The following is a 9,312-nucleotide window of genomic DNA, read 5'->3' on the forward strand; positions in this document are numbered from 1 at the left end:
GACGACACCAGCTCCTGCTGGGTGCGCGTCTCCAGCGCCTGGGCGGGTCAGGGGTTCGGCGGGGTGCAGATCCCGCGCGTTAACGACGAAGTGGTGGTGGACTTTATCAACGGCGATCCGGACCGTCCGCTGATTATCGGCCGCGTGTATAACGAGGCGAGCATGCCGCCGTGGGCGCTGCCGGCGGCGGCGACGCAGATGGGTTTTCTGAGCCGGTCGAAGGATGGCACGGCGGACACGGCGAACGCGCTGAGGTTTGAGGATAAGGCGGGTGAGGAACACCTGTGGATCCAGGCGCAGAAGAACATGGATACCCATGTTAAAAATGACGCCAGCCATTCCGTCGCCAACAATCACAGCCATTATGCGGGCGGCAATGAGTTGTATCGGGTCGAAACCAATCGCGTCCACGGCGTAAAAGGGGGCGAAGAGCGGCTGACCGGTAAAGGCAAGCTTGATGCGGTAGTCGATACCTATGTTGTGGGTTCGGGCACTAAACTTCGCCTTGAATGCGGAGAGAGCGCTATCGAACTCAATGCGAATGGCCAGATTAATATTGTGGGTAAAGGCTTCAATATTTTCGTGCAGGGCGATGGTCATATCACCACCTCTGGCGGCAAACTGAACCTGAACACAGATGGTGCGAAGCCAGGCACTAGCGCACCGGGCTCCAGTCATAAACAGAACATCAGCCAGGCGGTGGAGAACCTGTTCCCGCCGAAGCAAAAAGGCCAGGCCGCGCCCGCTGCACCAAAGGCTGCGGCGAAAGGGGCGGCTGCGCCGTTGGCAAACAACCAGGTAAGAAAAGTACGCCCTTTACCCCCCGAAAAACAAGCATTCTTCGATAAAGTGTATGCTGCTGCTCAGGAAGATGAAAAGAAAACTGGTGTACCCGCTAAAATCACCACGGCTCAGGCAATTCTTGAATCTAACTGGGGCAAAAAAATGCCCACTGATGTCAACACTGACAAAGTGAGCAACAACATTTTTGGGGTCAAGGCACATGGCTCGCCAAACTTTGTGGAAGACTGGACTCATGAGAATATCAACGGAAAACGTGTTGCTGTACTGGATAAATTTGCCAGTTATGATTCAATTGACGAGAGTATTGAGCAGCACTCCCAGTTTTTGATTAAAAATCAGAGGTATAGCAGTTTGTTCAACTCATCCGATCCGGTAGAATGGGCTAAAGGCTTACAGGCTAAAGGGTATGCAACCGATCCTGACTATGCCAACAGTTTGATTTCCGTAATGAAAGGGAGAGGATTACTATGATTAAACTTTTATGCGCATTAGCGTTTTCATTACCACTAATGGCTACCGCCAATGATTTCTGCCAGAATTTGAGTAGTAAGGCTAATAACAAAGGCGTGAATTTCGACAATACAGATAATGTATACAAAGTCGGTAGCAAAGGAAGATTATATTTCTATTCTGCTCCAGACGAAAAATGCATAAAAAGAGAGGTTTTTGTTGTCCCCGGTAATGAATTATATGCTTATGTTGAGTACAAAGACTATTACAGTGTGATGTATGTAACTAACGATGGAAACCAGGTCGATGGGTGGGTTAAAAAAGACAGGCTAGTTGAAACGCACACTGGTATAGCACCAGATTATGATTCGAAAAAATAGTTTGTGTATTTTTTGATGTGATTATTTGGCTTACTGACAGATAGATGAGGTTTCGTGGTGGCATTAATTTATTTTATTAATGTCACCTTTGTTTTTTTCTCAAAATAAAGTTGCTGGGTATTATATTTTAAATGTCATTTTTTAATAAAGTTAATATGTACCTGCGACATTTTCTAATATTTACTTTATCCATCTACTCCCATCTCGCGGTGGCGGAGTTTTCAGGTGCTGAATTAAAATCAACTGATTTTACTGTGAATATAAATAATCATCTTTTTTCCTTAGGTGATAAGTGGAGCGATGAAACTCAGAAGCAGGTGGGCGCACAGATAAGTGAAAACTTCGTTGGCGATGTGCCTGGTGGCGACACCAGTTATAAATACTACCAGCACAAATATGATGGTTTTGAAATCTACACTGCGAACCTGTTCTGGCAAAAAGAGCAGCGTGATATCGACAGCTATCTTATTGCACAGATCACCATCAATACGCCTGCGATCAAAACAGCCAGAGGTGTAGGACCAGGTGACAGTGAGGATGTTTTGGTCAGCAAATATGGTCAGGGCACAGTGGATGATAGTGATAATCAGCACTGGTTATATTATAACGCTGATAACAAACGCATATCATTTCAGCTGGAGCATAAAAAAATCAGTCATATTATGATGACGATTAATACTGATGAATAACAACAACCCTGCGTGATACGTCACGCAGGGTTAAATTAATTTTTAATCTTATTTTCCAATTGAAGAGTTTAAAATGAGCTGAATAGTTTTAAATTCTTACCCTAAAAGTAAGTGAGTAAAGAAAATCAATACCGCATTCACTCAAGACTTGGTTAATTGTATACAACATAATGCCATCTGGCGAGTTTAATAATTAATTAAAAAAATAAACTAATCAGTATGGTAAAACAGCGCAATTTAGTTTACTCCTCAGGTAAGACTATGAAATTATTTGTTAACATGATGCTCTTGGTAATAATTATAGTTTGCCCGATAGGAGTTGCGAAAGCTTCAGAAGGACAGGTGGTTTTTTCTCAGTACAATAGTTTAGACAAGGTTTCAAACATCTTCAGTGACCAGAATGTTGTCTCCAGTTTAAAGTCTGTTTTAGGCAGCGAGTATAGTGATTTCAGCCAAAACTTTGATGTTTTTGGCGAACCCCATAAAACAGATAACGGCGGTATATTCGTTGAGGGCTGGTTAAAAGATCTTTATCTTGAGCAGGCTTCTGCATTTGTTATACAGCCTGACGGTAAAGTCTACGCTGCATGGATGCTGCCTGAGGATGATAAAATTCATTATGTAAGCAATGATCGTGCAAATAATAAAATCCAGGAGGATATTGCGAGTTGGGCAAAACGTTTTGATAAAGAACAGTCTGTTACTCCCGCTAAAAATCAAAAAGTAATTCAAAGCAATAGTGAGAAAGTTTTTGAGACGGCAAAATTTAAAATTAAAATAACTTCGCTCTGTGCTGCTGGGGCGGAGTGTAATGACGTTAGTTATGAGGGTGTAAGAAAATCAGATGGTGCAGTTGTCAGGTTAAAAGGTAAAGCCACGAAAAGTGATTGTGGTCAAGCATCCTGTGCGGTGCTGAGTTATAAATTCCGCAATCATGATGCAACCTATATTATCAACAATGTAATTAGTAACCTTACGGTTGTCGTTAATAATAAAATCGTGCTGTCTGAAGACGGAAAGTGGATGGGTGTTTCCGAGTAATAAAATTCTTGCGTGATGGTGTGTCATGTATGCGCACTATTACACGGGATGTTTGCACATCACATGTAAATGTCATACCATTAAAAATAATAATGATTTGTAATCTTGCTGCTTTGAGTTGTAGTTATTAATTAGCTTAATATCAACAGCTGGATGAACAGGGTTAATTATCATCTGATTTTCAAGGTTAATTAAATGAACAAAGTTGGATTTAGCATAGCCGTTTTGTCGTTAATCTCTTCATTATCCTTGTTTGCTTCTGATGACTTTACCGGTCAGTGGAGTGGGCAGCAAAAAAATGATAATGGGTCATTATACTCGACGCTAACATTAAAATTAAAACAGAATAATAATAACGTAACGGGTAGTTATTGTTATGTTACCAGAGGCGGGAACAAAATAGATTGCCCTGAGAGTAATGGCAGTAATCTCAAAGGCACTGCAAATGGTAAGAAAGCTTTGATTGAATTTGATTCTTCATTTGGCGGGGCGAAGGGTAAAGCAAATTTAGAAATTAAAGATAATAAAATTTTATGGAATTTAATCAAAGATCCTGAAAATGGCGAGTTTTATGCGCCAGAAGCTTATTCGCTCGATAAAGAAATAAATCATGTGGATCTAAAATCGAAGATGAAAGTTTTTTCAACATCTGATTTCACCATTACTTTAGTTAATGGTTGCGGAGGTTTTTATACTGTATGTGATAAAGTTAAATACTTTGGCCTCAGAAATAAAGATGGAAAAGAGATCACTCTTGAAGGTAAAACCACGCAGCCTGCCAACTCAAATAAAGCTGACGGAATGACCTTCAATAATAGCGGCGTAGATTATATTGTGAGGTTTCACCCACTTGAGTTGAAAGTGATACAGGGAAATAAAACACTTGTAAAGCAAGGTGGTAAGTGGGAGTGATGATTTTCCCAAAGTGACATTTTTTCTATGCCTCGAATGATAAACATGAAGTTAATTGATGCTGTTGTGTTTTGTCTCGTCCCCCACGTATAATTCAATCGTTAATTTTTAATTAATGTTGAGTGGAGTTAATTGCACTGCATTATTGAATAAATACAAATTTTCTCTTATTTTTATTATTAACCCTGATAAAAAAATGATTAGAAATCGTTTTTTCTCCAGCCTTATACTTGTGTCTGTCCTCATGGTTTTATCCTGCATTGTCAGGGCAGAATCCAGCACTGAATCGTCCGTTTCTGCTCTTAGCGGGGGCGATTTTTCCGTTATGCTGAACGACTATGCTTTCACTCCCGGAGACACCTGGAGCAATGAAAGCTTCGTACGGGCAGGCAAGGCCCTGAGTTCAGTTCTGGCCGGAGAAGTAGTCATCAACAACCAGCCTTACAACTACTTCCAGCATAGTTATGACGGCTTTGAGTTGTTCAGCGCGGCGGCGGCTGGAGATGCCAGGCACACGGTTCTGGCTGAGATCCTTCTGGGAAGTGCCAGCGTGCCGACGGCCCGGAATATCGTGGTAGGCGATAGCCTGGAACAGGTCCAGCAAGCCTATGGACCCGGAAAAGAAGATAACAGTGATAATCAGCACTGGCTTGTCTACCCGTCGGGCGGGAAACAGTTAATGTTCCAGATTGATCAGGGGAAGGTCAGCTCCATCATGTTGAAAATAGACCTGGGTGCAGAGCAAAACGAAATCAGCGCTGACCAGGCTATTAGCGCCGCAACCGAAGCAATTCATACCTGGCACCTGACCAGCCTCGATGATAAATGCCTGCGGTACGATCTCGACGACGGCAGTGATAAACGTTTCTTTGTCATCACGGTTCGTGAAGATCATCACGACAGCAGTTGTGGTGGAGATCCTGATATTACGCATCGACTTTTTGATATTAAAGTTGCGCGTGATAATACACAGCTACTCACTAATGCCGATAACGTTGATGGCGAATTCCATAGCCTGATTCCACCCGCCACAAACCATTAATAAAACGGACCTCCAATATGAATTACCAATTCAATGAGGGCGCCTTTGCGCTTTTTCCTGCTGTCTGGCAGGACACCACCATGAATATTCTCCGCGACGAAGCCAGTGGGCTGGCATGGGTTGTAAGCCGTGGTGTTATTTCTGAGGGCAGTGATGCGGAAAAAGAATTCCAGCGTCAGTGGGACACGTTGCGGAGTCAGATGGGTCACATCCAGCAGAGTGAGTTTGTACGCGTGACGGCGGGTGTAGATAACACCCTACACGCAATTGAAGTTGAAACTATGTTTGACCGTAACGGGCAGGCCGTGTGGCAGAAACAGCTGGCTACGCAGGTGCCGGACTCGAACACCTTAATGATTTTTACGCTCTCCACGATGCGCCCATTCAATGAAGAAGACGGACAGCGCTGGAGTGCTTTTAAACAAAGCCTGACTCTGAACACGCCACGGAAAGCATAACTTATGGATAATCCTGCGGCCCGCGTGGGCGATGAGATCATTCACTCCAGCATTTTTGCTGATATCACCAGCATTGTGGCAGAAGGTGCGGCGTATGCCGTCATTGGTGCCGCAGTGGGTGCTGCTATCGTCTCGGCAGCGCCCCTGCTGGGTACAGGGGCGGCAGCGGCGAGTGTCGCTGCCGTGGGTAACAGTTGCCTGCTCAGCGGTATTCTTGGCGGTATACTGGCCAATGCCGTGGGTCTGTCACAGGAGATCAGCAAAGCGGCCGATGGCCTGGGAAACATGATATTCCCGCCGTCACCCGCCGGTGTGATATCCAGCGGTTCAGACAACGTTTACGTAAATGGTCTTTTAGCCGTGCGCGCGGCCGGGATGCTCACGCCCGGCGAGACACCGCCACCGGAACCGCAATCACCGAAGAGCTTTGCCGACTACGGCGGCATGCTGCTCTCTGCGGTGGGCCAGTTTGGCAGTGCAATGTGGCAACCTACGGTCGCCTCCGCCGATGCGGGCACCTCTCCGCTGGAGCAGGACAAAGTGGCCTGTGAAAAACACAGTGGACCGCAATATCTGGCGCAGGGATCCAAAAGCGTCTTTATCAATGGCCAGCCTGCGGTGCGCGCAAAGGATAAAACCACCTGCGATGCAACTGTAAGCGACGATGTGTCCCCCAATGTCATCATTGGTGGTGAAACGGTCACGGTCAGAGAGATCAAAAGCGGCAAGGTGCCAGGCCTGGCTGTGATGATGATCGGCCTTTCTCTGATCCGTGGTCGCCCCAGTCAGATCCTCAAAAACATGCCCTGCGCGCTGGCCGGTGCCGTGGGCGGTATGGCAGCAGACATGGCCATCAACGCGGCTTTCTCGTCGCTGTTCCCGGTTCATGCGGCGACCGGCGTCAAAGTCCTGAATGATGATGCCGAGCGCGATTTTTCCCTTCCCGGACGTTTCCCGCTTAGTTTTCAGCGCAGCTATAACAGCCTGACTCAGCGCGCCGGCCTGTTCGGTCAGGGCTGGGCCACGGTGTTTGACAGTTACCTGACGCTGGAAGGGAATCGGGCGACCTGGTTTGATGACAACGGGCGCGAGCTGAGCTTTGACGTGCCCGGTGAAAAAGAGGTGCTCTACAGCATCAGCGAAGGGTTGATGGTGCGGCGCAACGAGTCCAGCGATATCGCCATTGCCGATGACGACGGTGCGGTCTGGCGTCTATACCGGCGCACGGCTGCTGACCCGCAGGTGCTGCGTCTGGCTTCACTCAGCGACGAGTACGGTAATGCGCTGGAGATGGGCTGGGATGAACAGGCTCGTCTGGTGCGTATCCATGACGCGCCGCTGGCGATTGACGTTACGCTGCACTACGACGACAAACATCACGCGCGGCGCCCGACATCAGCCAGCCATTTTGATGGCGATCAACACTGGCCTCTGACGCGCTGGACCTACACTGAACAGGGCCAGCTTGCCAGCGTTACTGATGCCGCTGGCGTTATGTCGCGGCGCTTCCGGTACAACGACGACGGGTTAATGGTCTGGCATCAGCTGCCCGGCGGGCTGGAAAGCGAATATCGCTGGCAGAAGCTGGATCACTGGCGCGTGGTAGAGAACCGCACCAATACCGGTGATGGCTGCCACATGCATTACGATCTCGAGGCGGGCATCACGCGCGTGTCGACCTATGACGGCCAGCAGCGCGAACACCACTGGAATGCCGCGTGCCTCATCACCTGTTTTATCGACGAGCGGGGCGAGAAGTGGCGCTACGAGTGGGATGAAAACGAACTCCTGACGCGCCGCATCGATCCGCTGGGCAACGCGGTGAGTTTCACCTATGACGATCTGGGCAACCGCATTGAAGAGAAAGATGCTGACGGCGGTGTGCAGGCTGTGCAATGGCTGTCCCACCGTTCGCTGCCGACAGTGGTTGCCGGAGCAGATGGTTCCACCACGAAGTACTATTACGATCCCCATCATGGCCTTGAGCGCGTCGTTGATGCGCTCGGGCAAATCACGCTCTATAAACGGGATGAATTCGGACTGGTTGTCGAGGAGATCGACGCAGCGGGTAACAGCTACCGCCGGGAGTTTAACGATGCCGGCCAGGTTATCCGTGAAACCGACTGTTCAGGATTGACCACGCGCTACCGTTATCATCCCCTGGGATGGCTCAGCTCTGTCATCGCGCCGGATGGTGAAGAAACCCGTTATCACTATGACGCAGCAGGCCGTCCTCTTCAGCTGGAACGCGCAGAAGGATGGGAAGAGCGGTTGCACTGGAGTGAAAGTGGACTGCCGCTGGCCTATGAATCGGCTGATGGCAAGCGCAGTGAATTCCGTTACGACAACGTCGGGCGACTGATCGCCAGCCGCAATGCAGAGGGTGAGACGGTTCAGCGAAGCTGGGACAGCCGTGGCCGATTGACGGCGCTGCAAAACGAGAACGGCGAGCAGTATCAGTTCGAGTGGGGCGCGGATTCTCTGTTGCTGGCTCAGATCGGGCTGGATGGCGTTGCCACGCGATATGATTATGACGCAGCGGGCCGCACGGTATCACGTACCTTTGCCGCCGGGCACCCTCAGTCCATCACCCATCGCTACCACTGGAGCCGTGCGGGACAACTGCTGGCGCGGACCACGCCGGAAGGCCAGACGCGTTATCACTACAGCGGTGGCGGCCAGCTGGGTAAAGTGTCGCAGCATCTGCCGCTTTCAGACACTGAGTGGAGCCAGCAGGCCGAGCAGGAGACCACCTTTAAATATGATGCGCTGGGCCGCATCGTTGCTGAACAGGGAGAGCAGGGCGAACTGGCGTGGGAGTATGACGCGCTGGGTAACTGCACAGCCTTAACCCTGCCGGATGGTCGCAATCTCAGGCAGCTTTACTACGGCAGCGGCCATTTACTGAGCATCGCGTTAGACAACCTGCCGGTCACCGAGTTTACCCGTGACACGCTGCATCGGGAACTGAGCCGGACACAGGGCGGCCTGACCATGCGCAGTGAATATGATCGGTCAGGCAGACTGCGCCGCCGTGACGTGTTCAGGGGAGACGCGCAGCGTCCTGCGCCGCGCGTCTGGTCCCGTCGCCGCGACTTCGATTACGGCAACAACCTGATCCGTGAAGAGCGTGACGATAATCCGTTCAGCCAGACGTTATGGAACTACGATAACGCCGGCCGGCTGTTGTCCCAGGACGGCGCACAGCCGGGCAATGAACAGTGGCGCTGGGATGGCGCAGGCAACCCGCTGGATCGCCATAGTGCCGCGCACGTGATGCATAACCGTGTCACCGAACTGAACGGTATCCGCTGGCAATATGACATTCATGGCCGTACCACTGAGAAGGATGATGGTCAGACCCGCTGGCGATATCGCTACGATGGTGAGCATCGCCTGACGGACGTCATCAGCGAGCCACGGGACCGTAATAAGCCGCGCACTAAGGTGAGTTTTCGATACGATCCGCTAGGACGCCGCATCAGTAAAACCAGCCAGCCGCTGTTACAGGGAAGACCGTCTGGCAACGCCGTCAC

The 9,312-nt window shown here is 49.4% G+C and carries 8 protein-coding genes; all 8 read left to right on the top strand.

Features of this window, described 5'->3' with window-relative positions; translation table 11 throughout:
• Positions 1-1,275, top strand: a 1,275-nt coding sequence (gene tssI / locus Q7C21_RS21925) for a type VI secretion system tip protein TssI/VgrG (protein WP_375151092.1), incomplete at its 5' end; no start/stop codon positions are given.
• Entirely contained in the window at positions 1,272-1,634 is a 363-nt protein-coding gene (locus tag Q7C21_RS21930; RefSeq protein WP_375151093.1) for a hypothetical protein, read from the top strand. The genes tssI and Q7C21_RS21930, both read left to right, overlap by 4 nt.
• 131 nt (positions 1,635-1,765) lie before the next feature.
• On the top strand, positions 1,766-2,323 hold the full coding sequence (locus Q7C21_RS21935; RefSeq protein ID WP_260805110.1) for a hypothetical protein: 558 nt from the start codon (positions 1,766-1,768) through the stop codon (positions 2,321-2,323).
• A 261-nt stretch (positions 2,324-2,584) separates the two neighbouring features.
• On the top strand, positions 2,585-3,364 hold the full coding sequence (locus Q7C21_RS21940; protein ID WP_375151094.1) for a hypothetical protein: 780 nt from the start codon (positions 2,585-2,587) through the stop codon (positions 3,362-3,364).
• A gap of 195 nt (positions 3,365-3,559) precedes the next feature.
• Positions 3,560-4,276, top strand: a complete 717-nt coding sequence (locus Q7C21_RS21945) for a hypothetical protein (RefSeq protein ID WP_375151095.1) — start codon at positions 3,560-3,562, stop codon at positions 4,274-4,276.
• A gap of 145 nt (positions 4,277-4,421) precedes the next feature.
• Entirely contained in the window at positions 4,422-5,318 is an 897-nt protein-coding gene (locus Q7C21_RS21950; protein ID WP_375151096.1) for a hypothetical protein, read from the top strand.
• A gap of 17 nt (positions 5,319-5,335) precedes the next feature.
• Positions 5,336-5,776: a DcrB-related protein gene (locus Q7C21_RS21955; RefSeq protein ID WP_003855589.1), complete on the top strand. Its 441-nt coding sequence runs from the start codon at positions 5,336-5,338 to the stop codon at positions 5,774-5,776.
• A 3-nt stretch (positions 5,777-5,779) separates the two neighbouring features.
• Positions 5,780-9,312 (top strand): DUF6531 domain-containing protein (locus Q7C21_RS21960; RefSeq protein ID WP_375151097.1); only part of this gene is annotated, 3,533 nt, incomplete at its 3' end.

The sequence above is a fragment of the Pantoea sp. ANP04 genome, from assembly GCF_041982285.1.
GTDB classification, from domain to species: Bacteria; Pseudomonadota; Gammaproteobacteria; order Enterobacterales; family Enterobacteriaceae; genus Pantoea; species Pantoea eucalypti.